This is a genomic window from Streptococcus sp. A11 (assembly GCF_043674225.1).
Classification (GTDB): Bacteria; Bacillota; Bacilli; order Lactobacillales; family Streptococcaceae; genus Streptococcus; species Streptococcus suis_V.
This window is the reverse complement of the sequence record NZ_JBIMJS010000011.1, coordinates 13,798-29,846: the sequence shown is the minus strand read 5'-3', so window position 1 is coordinate 29,846 and position 16,049 is coordinate 13,798. Positions and strand designations below refer to the sequence as shown.

The window sequence follows — 16,049 nt, the reverse complement described above, 5'->3', positions numbered from 1 at the left end:
AGTCAGGGAAGTGCTAGTATAGTTTCTTTCAGTCTTGATAGAAGTTTAGTAATGACCTAGTTACATAATAAATATTTTAAATAATTCTATTATAATGGACATTTTTATATTTTTCCATTAAAATAGAATGATGAATAAAATGATGATGATTACTGGCCAGATTACACCTTTATCAAGCCAATCACAAACAGAAATAAACATTCTCACGATTATTAGTCGTCTAAATCAGGTTTATGCTAGTCAATTATTGACTGATTTTACTCTCCATAGAGGTGGACTGCTAGAGGCTCAAGTCAAACCCAACGTGGATTTATTGCAAATTCTTGATTATTTACATCTGTCTCTGGCCGAAGGTTATCAGTTACAAATAGGAATTGGTTTGGGTGAGCTGGATGATGCAGTGCAGAAAACCAGCATTTTCTCAAGCGATTCTCAAGCTCAGCGTGAGGCTGAAAAAGCTCTAACTTTGGTCCAGTCACAAGACGATTACGGAAGTAGAGCCAACGGATTTTCTTCTGACTATCCCCATATTGACAAGGTCATTAACAGTCTTTTAGCGACCAGCGATTTTATGCGAGATCGGTGGAGTCATTCGCAAAAGGAATTCATCCTAAGATTGGTAGAGACTGGCATTTATTCTGAACATTTTAAGCAAAAATCCCTAGCTCAGAAACTGAAACTCAGTCAAAGTGCCTTTACAAAACGGGTCAAATCAACAGGCATCAAGGTCTATCTCCGTAATCAAGAAACGGCTATGGAGTTAATGATGCAGTTATCAAATAAATAAAAAATAGTTTACATAATATTTAATATGCAAATTTTGGATTTTATAAATTCAAACGAAATACGATTTCATCTCCGTCAGCATCACCTGTTTCCACAAATCCAAGGAATCCATATCGTTTTCTTGCTAAATCATTGTTTTCAAGGATACATAATTCAACGGCTGAAAAACGTTTTTCTCTACGAATATTGTCTAAAAATTGATTCATAGTTTGTCGACCATAGCCCTGAACCTGGTAATGTTTATCAATGAAAAATTCTGATAGGTGATAGGCTTGGACTTGAGGTAAATCGTGATACATGATTAAACCGACAGGCAATTGATGGTCATAAATCAAATAAGCCTGGCTATTAAATTCACGGTAGGCAAAAGCTTGAGCCAGCGTGGTCATCTTATCAGCAACAAAGCCTGTCTGTGAAGGAAAAATGGAAAGCGGAATTCGCCAGTTGTCAGGATTGATAGGTATGAAATTTAGCATAAATTTAACCACCTCAGAATTTATACATATCTATTATCAAACTAGAAAAATGTACTTTTGAAAAAATTTCCAGTTTTCTAGTTAATAAAGTACATTTTTATGGAAAAATAAGGGTATCTAGAAATTCCAGTTTAGCCTTGAATTAAGTACATTTTTAGCTGATTTTTCCTAAAAAAAAATTTTTTGGTTATAAAATAGAAAATCTATATAACATCTTTCCGAAAAACTATAATTTTCTTGAAACTTATATAAAACTATGGTATACTACTAGTATGATAACTAGAAAAAATTTTTGCCGAAAATATGTATTTTATAATTTCGAAATAAATGCGAAGGCTGAAAATTCTTCCAAAATACAATACTTAATTTTAAATAAAATATCTCGGAGAAATCATCATGCGTCGTGAATTATTATTGGAAAAAATTGAGGAATTGAAAGAAATCATGCCTTGGTATGTCTTGGATTATTACCAATCCAAGTTGGCGGTTCCCTATAGTTTTACAACCCTTTATGAATACCTCAAAGAATATCGTCGTTTTTTTGAGTGGTTACAGGATTCAGATTTGGTATCTGTGGAACGGATTGCTGATATTCCGTTGGATATTCTGGAACATTTGACCAAAAAAGATATGGAAGCCTTCATTCTTTATCTGCGGGAGCGTCCCTTACTGAACGCCAATACCACGCAGAATGGTGTGTCGCAGACCACCATAAACCGCACTCTATCGGCACTTTCTAGTCTCTTCAAGTATTTAACCGAAGAAGTGGAAAATGATCAGGGTGAGCCCTACTTCTACCGTAATGTCATGAAAAAGGTGTCGACCAAGAAGAAAAAAGAAACCTTGGCTGCCCGGGCGGAAAATATCAAGCAGAAACTCTTTTTGGGCGACGAGACCATGGAATTTCTGGAATACGTGGACACAGAATACGAAAATAAACTCTCCAACCGTGCAAAATCTTCTTTCCGAAAAAATAAGGAGCGTGATTTAGCCATTCTTGCCCTGCTCTTGGCCTCTGGCGTCCGTCTGTCTGAGGCCGTCAATTTGGACCTCAAGGATGTTAATCTGAAATTGATGATTATCGAAGTCACTCGAAAAGGTGGTAAACGGGATTCTGTTAATATTGCTGGCTTTGCCAAGCCCTATCTGGAAGCCTATATGACCATCCGGCAGCAACGCTATAAGGCTGAAAAGACTGACATCGCATTCTTTCTTTCCGAATATCGTGGGATACCCAATCGCATGGATGCCTCTTCTATTGAAAAAATGGTTGCCAAGTATTCGTCTGATTTCAAAATTCGTGTAACGCCCCACAAACTCCGCCACACGCTTGCGACCAGACTCTACGATGCAACCAAGTCGCAGGTCTTGGTCAGCCATCAACTGGGGCATGCCAATACGCAAGTTACTGATTTGTATACCCATATTGTCAATGATGAGCAAAAAAATGCATTGGATAAACTGTGATTTACATAATTTATTTTATGCAAACATAAATAACAAATCTACTAATTAGTGAGTTAATACTTGATTTTCGTCGATATTGTATTAAAATAAAATTATGAAAATCGTAAAATTTGTTTTTGGAATCACAACCATGGCCATTGCTGTTGCCATGTCAAAAATATCCCTGCTCGGCACGTCGCCAATTGCTGCTGTGCCCAACGTCGTCTCAGAATCTATGGGTTCATCCATCGGTCTGAACACGGCGCTCTTCTTAGCCCTGCTAGTTGTTATTCAACTTGTCTTAGCTAGACCAAAGAAGATGAGCGAGGCAATTCCTTACCTCATTCAGTTAATACCAGGAACCTTGTTTGGCTTGTTTATTAACTTTTTCTACGGTCTGTTCGCTCCAATCTTGTCCAGTAAATCTTATCCAGTCCAGTTGATTGTCTTGATTATCTCTGTCTTTATCTTGGCAATCGGTGTCATTGTTGAGGTCAATGCGGATACGATTGTCATGCCGGGCGAAGGGTTGCCCAAAACAATTGCCCAAGTGATCAATAAACCATTTTCTAGCGTCAAATTGGCCTGTGATATTGGAATGGTTGTAACAGCGCTTCTTCTCTCTTTCCTCTTTGGTAATCCATTTCTAGGAATTCGCGAAGGAACAATTATTGCCATGCTCTTCACTGGACCAATTATCTCGCTCTTGCAACAACTTGCTTTCAGAAGAAAAAAATGAGGTTGGACTTCCAATCTCATTTTTCTATGTCAATTTTCTAATCGGAATTTACTACTAAAAACGAGACCAGGAAATCCTAGGCTCGTTTAGCTTCATTCTTAAAATCGTTTTTCAACAGTTTCATCGCTGAAGGTTTTGCTATTGTTGCCCAGTGCAGCGACTTTACCATCCACTGCGACTTGGTCTAAACGACCGCCATCTTCCATAGTGACAGTTGTAACATTATCACCGTGGCTAAGGATAGAGCCTTTGACATGAAGTTTATGAAGGTAACCGCCATCTTTGATAGAAAAGGCATAGGCTGGAAGATCCACGTTGACACCTTTTACAAGAGATTGGCCAACACCACCGTGGGTCGTAATATCGCCTTCAATATGCAGTTCACCGACTTCTTTGGAAATTTGAATACCAACAGCACCATCATTGTAGGTATTGATTTCAGCAAAATGACCGACTTTCAAGGTACCATCGTATTGATTGTAGGCGCGAGCTCCGACACCGTAGGTAGAAATGGCTTTTTTCGCTTGGAAATCATTAACAGTACCGAAGTTTACGAAACCAACACCAGATTGACCGTAGGAAATCACTTCATCTTCTACGACCCATTTATCAACAGTTCCCCAAGCATCCAAGACCATGTCATTGACGCCGTAAGTAACGGTTTTACCGAGCTGATACAATTCGTGAACATGGGCACCATAGACAACAAAGACACCACCGGTGATGAAATCTGCCGCACCTTGAGGAACGAGACCAGTAGAATAAACTGAACCCAAGACCATTTTATCCATCGCAACTTGACCACCAGCATCATTGAAACCTGAAACAAAGACACCAGATCCGATGACAGGTTGACCGTCTTGACCGATGTTCAATTCACTGATAGCTGCTGTAATCTTACTGTTAGCATCGGGGTTAAAATTGTAAAGGGTATAAGCACCTTGCAGGACGTTTACGCCATATTTTTGTGGTTGCTCAAGGTAGGTGCGCGTATCTGCTTTGCGAACCAAGACGTTGTGTGTGTCGACATGTGCAGTCATGGTTGGTGCACGGAAAATCATTGAAATTTGACCGTCCACGATCAAGTTTATAAGTGAAATCTGACCAAAGTTGTCACGAACTTGTTGTGGCACAAGTGAAATAGCTTTCTTATCTTGAAGAGCTGAGATTGTTAAATCAGAAATCTTAGCATCGCCTTTCAAGATAAAACCATCAGAATGTGAAAAGAATACAGTTGGCAGAACGCCATTTTCTTGTGCTTGACCTTTGATGTCGATACCAGCTGGAAGATAGATGGAACTTGCAAAAGTCATGGTACGTGTGATAACAATTTCTTTTTCATTATTGTCCAAAGCGTTAATTAATTGAGTAGGATTTGAAACGAGTGTCATGTTAAGTACCTCACTTTCTTTCTGTAATCCTATTTTATCACTAATTATTGATAAGTCAAGCATTTTGTGTAAAAATTTAAGAAAAAATCTTGTAAATGTTTCTAAAACTGCTTAAAACTAGCCAGAAAAACACCAAAAAGCCAACCAAGTGGCTGACTTTCATCTAATTATGCTAATTCTTTTAATTTGGTCTGATTAACAGCTGGATAGCCGTCCAAGAATTCAGACAAACGTTTCAAAATGCTCGGCATATAACCTGATTGGTCGTTTTCAATTTGAAGGACCAGGAGCGGTTCGTGGAGACTCATGCGGAGAAGGAACCAGCCGTCTCCATAAGGGTCTGTTACATCAAATCGCACTCCTTCTTCATTCTCTGGATTGAAAATAAAACCGTTAATGGATGTCGCTTGCAAGTCGGCAATGACTTGCTCACCTAGAGCGCGATAATCCTCAACTTCCAACTTAAAGCGCACTTCCTGCGTTTCTAAAGGTTGTTTCAGCTGTGCAATCAAATCATCCAGGGACTTGCCATCCTTTTGCAACTGAGGCAGAAGCATGAGAATTTTGGCAGCCACATAGGTACCGTCATCCAAGAAATAATTTTCCTTAAAGGCTGCATGACCTGACGTCTCGATAGCCAATTGACAATCTACACCAGCTTGGTTGGCAGCAATGGCGCGATTGATCACATTACGATAACCTGAAATATAGCGAATTTGCTTGCCACCCAGACTTTCGATAAAATCTTTTAGGTGTTCTGAGGTTGGGGAATTGGTGACAATACTCGTACCCGGATGCTCGGACAAGGTAATTTGAGCCAAGACAGCAATTAGATTGTTACGGTTGAGAATTTGTCCTGACTTGGTAACCAAGGCAGCGCGGTCCACATCTGTATCAAATATAATGCCTAAGTCGGCACCTTGTTTAAGTACTGCTTGACGAATACTTTCCATGGCCTCTTTGTTGTCGGGATTTGGGACATGATTAGGGAAGGTGCCGTTCGGTTCTAAAAACTGTGAACCCGTTGTATCAGCTCCCAGCTCGGCCAAAACTTTTTCCGCAAAGAAACCGCCTGCACCATTTCCAGCATCGACGATGATATTGAGTCCGGTCAATGGCTTGTCTTGACCATCGCAGGCTGTACGAATTTTATCAACCAAATCTTGGGCATAAGGCGTAATCAGATCCGCATGGGTCAGACTTCCCAGACTTAAGGCTGGGAATGCCTCCGTATGCGACAAGATATAGTCAATATCCTCGTGTTCCGCTCCGCCATTTTGCGAAAAAATCTTGAGACCATTAAAATAATAAGGCAGATGGCTGGCAGTAATCATCACCCCTGCGTGGCAGGCAAACTGCGGATACTGGGTGCTCATGAAGAGAGCTGGCGTTGTGGCCATACCAAAGTCAATCACCTGAACCCCCAGACCAACAGCTTCTTCAATAAAAGCATCTGCCAAATCTGGACCGCTCAGACGGCTATCACGACCGATACCAATGGTCAATTTTCCTTCTTTATAGAGCGTGGACAATTCCTGATTTTGGGTCAGCCAATGAATCAACCCTCTAACAATTTCCTTGGTTGCTTGGGGCGTCAATTTAACAGCGTATTCGTCAGTAGCAATGGCAATCCCGCGAATGTCGGATCCATTTTGCAAAACATGATGAGACATAAAAAACCTCCAATGAAATACTATCCTTAGTATAGCACTTTTGGAGGCGGTTGCAAACTCTTAATCTGATTTAAATATCCGCACATTTGTCCCAACTTCAACCTGACTGTCCACATCAATATCTAATTCTAGCTGGTGCAAGACGCGCTTGGTGAGATAGAGGCCAAAACCAGTGGCTTTCTGGTGTTCACGTCCATTATAGCCCGTAAAACCTTCGTCAAAAAGGCGCGGAATATCCTCGGGCAAAATGCCTAATCCTGTATCAGAAATCGTGATTCCCTTGTCCAAGGCAATGGTCACTGAACCACCTGTTTTGTTATATTTCAGGGCATTGTCCAAGACTTGCGATAGGGCAAAACTGAGCCACTTACGGTCTGTTTTCAGCTGCCAATCTCCATCTATAGCGACACTTATCTCGCGTTGCAGAAATTGTTGCCGGTATTTCTTGACCAAATCCACCACTACTTCTCTCACTTGGACCATTTCAAAGCGAAAATCCGAAGCTTGATTGGACAACTTGAGATAATTGAGTAAATTAGCCATGTAATTGTCCAAGCGCAGCAATTGTTGGTCAACATCTGCCTGATGTAAATTGTCCGTCTGGCTCATGAGGGACAGGGCAGCCAAAGGAACCTTCATCTGGTGGGACCACATTTTGACCATAGCTTGTAGGTCTTCTTCACGTGACTTATAGACCAAAAGCTGCTCCCGCGTCACCTCTTTCTCTGCTTCAATCAAGTTGAGATAGGCAAGGTCCACAGGCTTATTCAGCAGGGGCAGAGCTTCTTCATGAACATAGTCTTCCAAGGCTCTCATGCGGTTGCGAAACTTCCAGAAAAGCCCTGCAGTCAGTAAGACTAAAAGGGTTAGGGACAATAGCAGAGCGTTTTGCAGGAATTCGGTGGGCAGTTTGTAAAGTAAAAAGAGCAAGATAAAGCTACCAGACAAGACCAGATAAGCAAAATAAAAACTACGGTATTCTCGGATAAATTTTGCTATCATTTGACCAAGTACCCCACGCCACGAACAGTATGAATGCGGTCAAAACCCACTTCGCTTACCTTCTTACGCAATCTAGTCATGTTGACATTGAGCGTATTCTGGTCGATAAATTCTTCATTTTCCCAGAGTTTTTCCAAAAGTTCTTCCTTGCTGACAATCTGCCCTTGTCTTTCTAGTAAGGTGGATAAAATCTTGGTTTCAGTAGGTGAAAGCTGAACCTGTTCCGATTCGCTTGAAAATCGTCCGTCCAAACTAAGCTGGAATTGGTCGATAGACAAGTCAGTTGATTTGCTGAATTGATTGACCCTACGCAGGAAGGCACCGATTTTGGCATCCAAAATCCCTAGTGAAAAAGGCTTGGAAACAAAATCATCGCCTCCCATGTTCATAGCCATGACCGCATTCATCTCATCATCGCTAGAGGAGATAAAGATAATGGGCATAGTCATGGTTTTACGGATTTCCGTTGTCCAGTAAAAACCGTTGTAATAGGGTAGGCTAATGTCCATCAGCACCAAGTCTGGTTTGATTTCTGCCACTTCCTGACTGACAGCTCGGAAATTCTGCACACTTTCCACTTGATAAGATTTGCCCAAATGTTGCTTTAAGAGTTGGACAATCATCTCATCATCTTCAACAATATAAATCTTTTCTTTTTTCATTATCTTCATTCTGCAAAAGCCAGGACACAGGTCTTGGCTTTCTATATACTTCCATTTCTCATTTTTAGACTTGTCAAAATCAATTTATCATCTTCAATACTGACGATGACCCTGTAATTGCCGATACGGTAGCGCCATTGGCCAGAACGATTGGCCGTCAAGGCTTTACCGTACTGTCTGGGATTGTCGCACCCGTCAATATGCTTGTAAAGATACCGCAAAATCAAACTTGCAGCCGTTTTATCCATCTTTCGAATTTGCTTTTGAGCCTTAGCAGACAAAATAACCTTATAACTCAATGCCCAACTCCTCAGCCATTTGTTCTAATGTTATCGGCTCAAGGCCATTCGCCAAGTCTTCTTGGTATTCTGCCCAAGCAAGGTCTGCCACACGCGCATCATACTCATCTTCAAGGGCTTCAAGGGTTTTAGTCCGAATGAGTTCTGACAAACTGACACCTTCAAACTTTGCCATAGCCTGCATAAAGAGCTTGTCCTGCTCAGAAACTTTCAATGTAATAGCTGCCATTTTCTCACCTCTTCTAGTATTCCTTTGGTATTACCATTGTAACACCACTTCCCTAAAAAAGCAAGAAATCCCGCATAAGCGAGAATTCTGCTACCGTTCAATAATACGAAAATAGGTTCGGCTGGTCCATTTGTAAATGACAAAGTAAATCAGGACAACTGCAAGCAATGTAATACCACTAACCGTGTAAATCATGCTGGAAGAAACCACACCGAACATCATCAGCATCTGCTTGAGCATAACAAGGGCGACGACAAAGTGCAGGGTCGCCATAGCCAGAGGCATAAAGAAGACCAAAAGCGTTTGAGAGTTGATGGTTTTCTTGACAGCCTGCTGGCTCATCCCCACTTCCTGTAAAATCTTGTAGGATTTCTTATCCTCATGCCCTTCCGAATACTGTTTGTAGTAGATAATCAAGGCTGCACCCAGCAAGAAACTAATGCCCAACAAGAAGCCTGTAAAGAGGAAACCACCTGTGAAGCCCATGAGCATATTGTTGAAGTCTGTACGTTGCATGACATTTCCGAGGTATTCTCCATTTTCATCCAGAATATGATACATATCCCCAGACTGCTCTCCAAGAGAGAGCACTTCTTCATTGGTCAAATCGGTAAAGACACGGTAGTCCAGACTGGTTGGATAACCTTGAGATTTATATGATTCGCAGTACTCACGAATAACGTTTAAAACTGTATCATCTTTAACCACCATAATAGCTGCGGCTATTGTATTGGTAATATCCGGGAAGATTGCCTTATCTAGACTAACTACGTTTTCAAAAGTTTTATCCCCAAATTTGACAATTTTAAGTGGTACTTTTCCACTAGGCAGCATAAAGGCAACTTGATTGGTAGCCAGCTCTGGCAGGTCATTACCCAACTTCCTGAAATCATCTTGGGTGATGAAATAGGTAAAAGCCATCTTGCTATAGTCTGGATTGGCAATAGTTTCTGGACTAACGACAATCTCACTCCCACCATCATAGACCAGACCAGCTTGATAGGTCAGATAAGATAAACTGTCATTGGCTTTTTCTGGAAAATGGCTGAGCACCGATTGCTGATAGGCACTTTCACCCTGACTTCTATCCGCAACAGGATAGGTAATGGATGTTTCCTTTGGATAAAGTCCACTGGTCATATTTGCCATACCTGTATAGAGGGAAGTCGTTGTCGCAATGGTCACAAAGGCCATGACCGCAAGCAATGTGATATTGGCCAAACCTGTTGCGTGCTGTTTCATCCGAAAAATCATCTGCGATGTAGTAATAAAATGCTCTGGCGTGTAGAAATAGCGTTTGTTTTTCCGCCGAGCCTTCAAATACCAAGTCATAAAGCTGATGTAGAACAAGTAGGTCCCCGCAATGACAAAGAGCACCGCAATAAAGAAACGATAGATGACAGCTAGACCTTCCGATTGAGACGAAAGTGACAGGTAGTAGCCAACACCTAGGCTAAGGACAGCAAGTGCGGCCAAGAGGAGATTCCCACGTGGCTCCTTCTCCCCCTTCTCACTAGCTCGGAACAAAATCAGCGGACTGGTCTTGCCAATGGTCCGAATGGCCAGCAATTCCAAGATAAAGAAGATGCCTGCAAAGAGAAAAGCCGTGAGGACAAATGCCAGAGGGGAAATGCTAAAGTGGAGATCACCATAACTGGTCAAATTCACAAAAATCAAGTAGAGAACATTAGCAAATACACCGGCTAATGCAGAACCCAGCACAATGACCAAGAGGAAGATGAAAATCAACTCAATGCTGGCAACCAAGGCCACCTTCTTCTTGTTCATCCCCAGCATATTGTAGAGACCGAACTCCCTAGCCCGTTGTTGCATAAGGAAATTAAAGCTGTATATTTCTATAATCAGTGAGAAAATGGTCAGAACGATAACACCTAGCCCGATAGAAACGGCACCAGAGCCCATGGTCTTCATAACTGGACTCAGCATGAGTAAGAACATGGAACAAATCAGAGTAAATAGCACAAGACTGGCTAAAACGAAGGGAGCAAACACACCCTTGGATTTTCGGATATTTTGCCCAGCAAGTTTGAGGTAAAACATCTACTCACCCCCTAAAAGTGCAGACATATTGAGCGAAATTTCCTTGGCAAAGTCTTGATTGCTCTTGCCTGCCTTGTATAGTTGATGGAAAATCCGACCATCTTTGATAAACAAGACACGTTTGGCGTGGCTGGCTGCATTGGCTGAGTGAGTCACCATGAGAATGGTCTGACCGTCACGGTTAATTTCCTCAAACAAATTCAACAAGTCTTCCGAATTACGATAGTCAAGGGCAGCCGTCGGTTCGTCTGCTAGGACAATCTGTGGCTGGGTAATCAAACTACGGGCAATGGCCACGCGCTGCTTCTGTCCACCAGATAGTTCAAAGGGACGTTTTTTCAGCAAATCTTGAATCCGCAGTTTTGGCGCCAAAACTTTCAAACGTTTTTCCATTTCCTCATGGCTGGTACGCGCCAATACCAGAGGTAAAAAGATATTGTCTTGGATGGACAGGGTGTCCAAGAGATTAAAATCTTGGAAGACAAAGCCCAGATTACGCAAACGGAAATCGGCCAGCTTGCTTTCCTTGATTTTGGTGATGTCTTGATTGTTGAGAATAACGGATCCTCTGGTTGGCTTGTCCAAGGTTGCTAGAATGTTGAGCAAGGTCGTCTTACCAGAACCACTTTCACCCATGATGGCGATAAACTCGCCCTCTTCTACCTTAAAATCCACATCTTGCAAAGCACGAGTTTCCTCTTTTGAAAAGCGCGTGCGGTAAACTTTTTCTAAATGATTAATTTCTAATAACATAGTTACTCCTAATTCCTTATTCACTGTCTAAATCAACTTGGTCAAGAACTGCTTGATAGTCGATTCGGTCTGATTCAGCAATATTATCTTCTAAAACTACCTTATTATAACCATCCTGGACACCGATGGCCCATTCCTTGCTAGTGGTTACATAGAGATTATTCAAGGATACTGTCTTTTTCACTGCCCCTTCTTCTTTGACAACAGGCCATTCCATAAACTGAACTTCTGTTCCTTGAATACTATCTTCGGCAACTTCCTGTTTGCTAACGGCATAATCTTTCCCCTTGTAATGGAAAGTTTGATAGCCCTCATCAAAGCTAAGACCTGCTGAAGACGAGGAGCAAGCCGTCAGAGTCATACTGCCCAAAGCCAGCAAGCTAAATACTTTCTTTTTCATAGTTTCCTCCCTCTAGTATGCCATAAATCGCATACTTTGCAAATCATGGGCGAGCTCTTCTAAGAATAAGGTTTGTTCCATGAGTTCAGCTTTCTCTTTTTCTGAGAATACCTTTTCTTCCATTCTCTTTGCTTGTATAAATTTGAATGACATATGATTTCCTTCTTTCGTTTTCTTATGAGTCTATTTTAGAAAATATTCTAATTACCTTCTCTTACAATTCTGACCTGAAAACTTACAGCTTTGTAAGGTTAGATAAAATAGGCAATGGTTGCCAGTAGCCACAAGTGTAGCGGATAGAAAATGTAAAAGAAATAGCGTGAAAATGCTGTCCGGGGCCCTGCTTGTCCATTATAATGACTTAGAATTGGCAAGACCAAGATAAATAACCAGTCAGCATTGTAGAGCATCATCTGGACAGTCATTTCAATACTTTCATAAGGCTGATAGGACAAAAATAGCAAGAATAGGGCAAATAACCCGTAGAACAAGTTGCGTTTGAATAGTGACTTACGACCTAAATAGGTGATGAGGATGAAGGGCAAGACCACATAGCCACCTTCTGTTAAAAAGGCACCTAAGATGGTCAACAGTCCAACCGATAGGACTTGAAGGATTTGTTGCTTTCTAGTGTGTTCAGCAAAATTTCTAAGACAAACCAAAATGGTTAGACCAACAGCTAATGTCAAAAAGATATTGTTACCGATGTAAATATCTTTTGATTGGTAAAGACTGTTTATCAAAACATTTCCAGTGGCCATCAGCCCTGCTGCACCATATAGTCGCAAAAGATAGTTTTTGACATTTCTCGTATGAAGATAGCCTTCAACCAACATGTAGGCAAAGAAGACTGCGACGCATCGAGTGACCATGTGAAAGACCATACTAAGTTGGTCTGGGATAAAATCTGGTATGATTTTCAGATGATCCAAAACCATTATGCCAGCCATAGCGAGTTTCAGTTGATATGCATTGTACGATTTCACCACTTAAACCTCCTAGTACATCCAGTTGCGTTGGAACAGTTCGTGTTCTAGCTCGAATAGAAATTCAGCTTGTTTGTCTTGTTCTTCTAGTCGTTTGCTTTCTTGTGATTTACCAAAAATTTGTTTTGCTTGTAAAAATTTGAATGACATCTGATTTCCTTCTTTCTATTTCTTATGAGTCTATTATAGAAAATATTCCTCCTGTGCTCTCTTACAGTTCTGATTAAAAAACTTACAGCTTTGTAAGGAAAGAAAAAAAGACACCATTTTAGGCATCTTTCAATTCATTCTATTTTGTTAAACCAATATAGGCAATCATGTCATCCAACTCATCCTTGCTCTCTGTTACAAGGAGGTAGGCATCATTTCCTTGTAGTTCTGCAAAAGCATCTGGCATTCGTTTAACTGTCTTAATCTTATCAGCAAATCTCTGATGAATATCATCTGCTGAGTGAACATAGTCCGTTGTATCACGACGGGTCGCAACCAAGCAGTATTGAGGGTCAAATTTTCTATCCTCTAGAGTACCACCAGTCGCAATATTAGCATAATCCTTAAACAAATCAATAGAATGTGCGTAATTGTAGGCTTCCACTGTAAAGCCACCTGCCATGCGGTTATTGTACTCAATAGCGATATAGTCATCACCTTCCTTGAAAAATTCAATATGGAAGAAGCGCTCTCTCATACCAAAAGCCTTTATAATAGCTCTGCCATATTCCACCAACTTTGGATCTAATTCCTTCTCGATAAAGTAGGCATTGTCTTTTCTTGACAACATAAGCTCCAATGGTGTGTGGACATAGGTCAAGCCAGTTTCAAAAACAACATTCCCCTCGTGGTCCAGTAAACCATCATAGGTTGTAATCGTACTCGAATTGACAAATTTCTCAAAAAAGTAGGCAGTTTTCTGATCCCATGTATCCACAAACCGATCAAAATCTTCTTTATTTTCGATTTTGAAAGTACCAGACGCACCGACACCATTGTCAGGCTTAGCAATCATTGGGAAACCAACATTCTTCAAAGCTCTGCCAAAGTCGCGCTCCGTTTTAACCACCACACCTGGAACGACAGGAACTCCTGCTTTTTTGAAATATTTTTTCATTTCTGACTTAAATTTAGTCTTTTTCAGGTGTTTGGGTTTGGCTCCGAAGATGTTAAATTGTTCTCGGAGGGCTGCATCATTTTCCAACCAATGCTCATTATGGGATTCTACACGGTCAATTGGACCATGTTTGTAAATCAAGAAAGCCGCTGCACGCTTGACTTCATCGATATTTTCCAAATCTTCCACACGGAAATATTCTGTTAAGGCATTTCGAAGTTCTTCTGGTAATTGATCGTAGGGCTCTTGTCCAATACCTAGAACGGTAACTCCTTCTTTTTTAGCCAATTCAATGGTAAATGGTTGAAAATTTTCTGGATAAAAGGGGGAAATAACGAGATAATTCATAGGCAGTCCTTTCTAATTTTTTAAAGTCCGATGGAGTGAAGGAAGAAAGGCATTTGTTTCCTCCACCAAACCCAATCATGCGCCACATCCGTACCCCAGGTATCGAACCAAGCTGGGATATCTTTCTCTTCAAATGCACGTTTCAGATTGTAGAAAGAGTCTAAACCATCTTGTTCCCAGTCACCCAAGCCTGTGCAGACAATGATATCTGCTTGGCGATATTTGTCGATGAACCAACCATCATTCTGGTTCCAGATGTAATCAGACGGTGAGTTTTGATAGACTGCATCATCATGACCATAATCATGGTTGTTGTTGAAGAAACGAGCATCATAGACACCTGAAAGGGCGATGACTTTTGTAAATACATCTGGATGCTGGAGGAAGAAATTGAGCGCGTGATAAGCTCCCATCGAGCAACCAGTTGTCATCATACCATCAAACCAACCAGTCTTATGCTTGATAAACGGAATTGCCTCTTCAATCACATAACGCTCATAGGCACGGTGAGCCTCTGCCTTGTCATGGATGGATTTCCAATCCGCCAACCAGCTTTCTTTATCGTGACTGGTTAGAGTGAAAAATTGAACATGACCAGCCTCGATAGAGCCACGACAAGCTTCAATCATTCCAAAATCTGCGTATTCATTGTACGAACCGCCTGAAGAGGCAAAAACAACTACTGGAATACCCGCGTGACCATATCTGTTCACATTCATTTCTCGACCAAGATGGCCAGACCAGTGACTTAAAAATTCTACATGCATATTCATTCTCCTAACTAATTCTTTACATTACCACTTTTCACTTAAAAAGCGCAAGCAATCTGGCAAATAAGCTGCCCAGGCTTCCTCATTATGGACGGCACCAGAAACAACTTCCAAGGCGATATTGTCCAAATCAACGCCTCCAGCTATCAATTGACGATAGTAGGTCAGCGAGGAATTGATATAGGCCTGTTTGATATTACCTGCCATCAGGGTTTTATCTGTATCATCCGCTTCTTCTGTTCCGACGTAGATATAGACCCGCTGGTCTTGATCCAAAGTCTGACGCTCAATATAGCGGTCAAAGGCTTCTTGATGGAGCCAGTTAGCTGATGAAAATACTCCCAGACAGCCAATTTGGTCCTGATAGGCCAATCCCATAAACTGAGTGATATTACCGCCAAGTGAAGAGCCAATCATGGCTGTGTGAGGCTTGTCACTCTTAGAGCGATAAGTTTTGTCAATAAAAGGTTTGACCACATCCATGACAAATTCAGCATACAGGGTTCCTTTCCCACCAAACTGAATACCAGGAATGCCCATCTCACTATACTTCCAAGCAGCATATTCATGCATGCGCTCCAAACCATCATTGTCTATGGCCACAATAATCATTTTTTCAATATCAGGATTTCGCTTGATAGTTGGAATCACCTTCCAGGAATGTCCTGAAAAGGCTTCTTTACTATACAAGACATTTTGTCCGTCATGAAAATAGACAACTGGGTAGGTTTCATCCACATCTTCCTCATATCCTTTTGGCAATAAGACACGGACTCGGCGTTTTCTAGTAGTAAATGGCACTTCCAATTCATGCGTTTTCATATCCAAATAAAAGTAGGACTTATTCATTGCTATCTCTTTCTAACAGTGTTTTTAGTATTATACCACAGATTTTCTGAAATATTCAGAAAATTTAGTTA

19 protein-coding genes are annotated in these 16,049 nt (G+C 41.1%); 3 read left to right on the top strand and 16 right to left on the bottom strand.

What is annotated here, in order from left to right:
* The first annotated feature begins 127 nt into the window (after positions 1 to 127).
* Positions 128 to 787, top strand: a complete 660-nt coding sequence (locus ACHBIF_RS07405; protein ID WP_394719629.1) for a SatD family protein — start codon at positions 128 to 130, stop codon at positions 785 to 787.
* 40 nt (positions 788 to 827) lie between these two features.
* On the opposite strand, the gene ACHBIF_RS07400 is transcribed toward ACHBIF_RS07405, so the two are convergent.
* Entirely contained in the window at positions 828 to 1,262 is a 435-nt protein-coding gene (locus ACHBIF_RS07400; RefSeq protein WP_394719627.1) for a GNAT family N-acetyltransferase, read from the bottom strand.
* Positions 1,263 to 1,658: 396 nt separating this feature from the next.
* Between ACHBIF_RS07400 and xerS the strand changes: the two genes are divergently transcribed.
* Together xerS and ACHBIF_RS07390 are read left to right on the top strand one after the other, a co-directional pair.
* Positions 1,659 to 2,729 (top strand): tyrosine recombinase XerS, encoded by a 1,071-nt coding sequence (xerS, locus tag ACHBIF_RS07395; protein WP_172009048.1) that lies wholly within the window; start codon positions 1,659 to 1,661, stop codon positions 2,727 to 2,729.
* A 94-nt stretch (positions 2,730 to 2,823) separates the two neighbouring features.
* The gene (locus tag ACHBIF_RS07390; RefSeq protein ID WP_394719625.1) at positions 2,824 to 3,447 is read left to right on the top strand and encodes a YitT family protein; all 624 of its coding nucleotides are present in this window, start codon (positions 2,824 to 2,826) and stop codon (positions 3,445 to 3,447) included.
* Between the two features lie 98 nt (positions 3,448 to 3,545).
* Here ACHBIF_RS07390 and ACHBIF_RS07385 read toward each other — a convergent pair whose 3' ends face one another.
* From ACHBIF_RS07385 to ACHBIF_RS07315, 15 genes are all read right to left on the bottom strand, one after another.
* Positions 3,546 to 4,838: a hypothetical protein gene (locus tag ACHBIF_RS07385; RefSeq protein ID WP_394719623.1), complete on the bottom strand. Its 1,293-nt coding sequence runs from the start codon at positions 4,836 to 4,838 to the stop codon at positions 3,546 to 3,548.
* 167 nt (positions 4,839 to 5,005) lie between these two features.
* The gene (locus ACHBIF_RS07380; RefSeq protein WP_394719621.1) at positions 5,006 to 6,511 is read right to left on the bottom strand and encodes a phosphomannomutase/phosphoglucomutase; all 1,506 of its coding nucleotides are present in this window, start codon (positions 6,509 to 6,511) and stop codon (positions 5,006 to 5,008) included.
* A gap of 60 nt (positions 6,512 to 6,571) precedes the next feature.
* On the bottom strand, positions 6,572 to 7,513 hold the full coding sequence (locus ACHBIF_RS07375; RefSeq protein WP_394719619.1) for a sensor histidine kinase: 942 nt from the start codon (positions 7,511 to 7,513) through the stop codon (positions 6,572 to 6,574).
* On the bottom strand, positions 7,510 to 8,178 hold the full coding sequence (locus ACHBIF_RS07370; RefSeq protein ID WP_024385222.1) for a response regulator transcription factor: 669 nt from the start codon (positions 8,176 to 8,178) through the stop codon (positions 7,510 to 7,512). The genes ACHBIF_RS07375 and ACHBIF_RS07370 overlap by 4 nt, the downstream gene beginning before the upstream one ends.
* A gap of 38 nt (positions 8,179 to 8,216) precedes the next feature.
* On the bottom strand, positions 8,217 to 8,474 hold the full coding sequence (locus ACHBIF_RS07365) for a type II toxin-antitoxin system RelE/ParE family toxin (protein WP_024410064.1): 258 nt from the start codon (positions 8,472 to 8,474) through the stop codon (positions 8,217 to 8,219).
* Positions 8,464 to 8,703: a type II toxin-antitoxin system RelB family antitoxin gene (gene relB, locus ACHBIF_RS07360; RefSeq protein ID WP_394719617.1), complete on the bottom strand. Its 240-nt coding sequence runs from the start codon at positions 8,701 to 8,703 to the stop codon at positions 8,464 to 8,466. The genes ACHBIF_RS07365 and relB overlap by 11 nt, the downstream gene beginning before the upstream one ends.
* Before the next feature lie 90 nt (positions 8,704 to 8,793).
* On the bottom strand, positions 8,794 to 10,764 hold the full coding sequence (locus ACHBIF_RS07355) for an FtsX-like permease family protein (RefSeq protein WP_394719615.1): 1,971 nt from the start codon (positions 10,762 to 10,764) through the stop codon (positions 8,794 to 8,796).
* Positions 10,765 to 11,517 (bottom strand): ABC transporter ATP-binding protein, encoded by a 753-nt coding sequence (locus tag ACHBIF_RS07350; RefSeq protein WP_024381853.1) that lies wholly within the window; start codon positions 11,515 to 11,517, stop codon positions 10,765 to 10,767. It abuts the gene before it with no gap.
* A gap of 16 nt (positions 11,518 to 11,533) precedes the next feature.
* Positions 11,534 to 11,917: a NisI/SpaI family lantibiotic immunity lipoprotein gene (locus tag ACHBIF_RS07345; RefSeq protein ID WP_394719612.1), complete on the bottom strand. Its 384-nt coding sequence runs from the start codon at positions 11,915 to 11,917 to the stop codon at positions 11,534 to 11,536.
* Positions 11,918 to 11,929: 12 nt separating this feature from the next.
* The gene (locus tag ACHBIF_RS07340) at positions 11,930 to 12,070 is read right to left on the bottom strand and encodes a hypothetical protein (RefSeq protein WP_394719610.1); all 141 of its coding nucleotides are present in this window, start codon (positions 12,068 to 12,070) and stop codon (positions 11,930 to 11,932) included.
* Between the two features lie 98 nt (positions 12,071 to 12,168).
* Positions 12,169 to 12,903 carry a TraX family protein gene (locus tag ACHBIF_RS07335; protein WP_394719608.1) on the bottom strand — a complete coding sequence of 245 codons (735 nt, stop codon included), beginning with the start codon at positions 12,901 to 12,903 and terminating at the stop codon, positions 12,169 to 12,171.
* Positions 12,904 to 12,915: 12 nt separating this feature from the next.
* The gene (locus tag ACHBIF_RS07330) at positions 12,916 to 13,053 is read right to left on the bottom strand and encodes a hypothetical protein (protein ID WP_002935027.1); all 138 of its coding nucleotides are present in this window, start codon (positions 13,051 to 13,053) and stop codon (positions 12,916 to 12,918) included.
* Between the two features lie 139 nt (positions 13,054 to 13,192).
* Positions 13,193 to 14,359 (bottom strand): acetyl-CoA carboxylase biotin carboxylase subunit family protein, encoded by a 1,167-nt coding sequence (locus ACHBIF_RS07325; RefSeq protein ID WP_394719605.1) that lies wholly within the window; start codon positions 14,357 to 14,359, stop codon positions 13,193 to 13,195.
* A gap of 20 nt (positions 14,360 to 14,379) precedes the next feature.
* On the bottom strand, positions 14,380 to 15,126 hold the full coding sequence (locus tag ACHBIF_RS07320; protein ID WP_394719603.1) for an esterase family protein: 747 nt from the start codon (positions 15,124 to 15,126) through the stop codon (positions 14,380 to 14,382).
* Between the two features lie 27 nt (positions 15,127 to 15,153).
* Positions 15,154 to 15,978, bottom strand: coding sequence for an alpha/beta hydrolase (locus ACHBIF_RS07315; RefSeq protein ID WP_394719601.1), 825 nt, complete (start codon positions 15,976 to 15,978; stop codon positions 15,154 to 15,156).
* Positions 15,979 to 16,049: the final 71 nt, after the last annotated feature.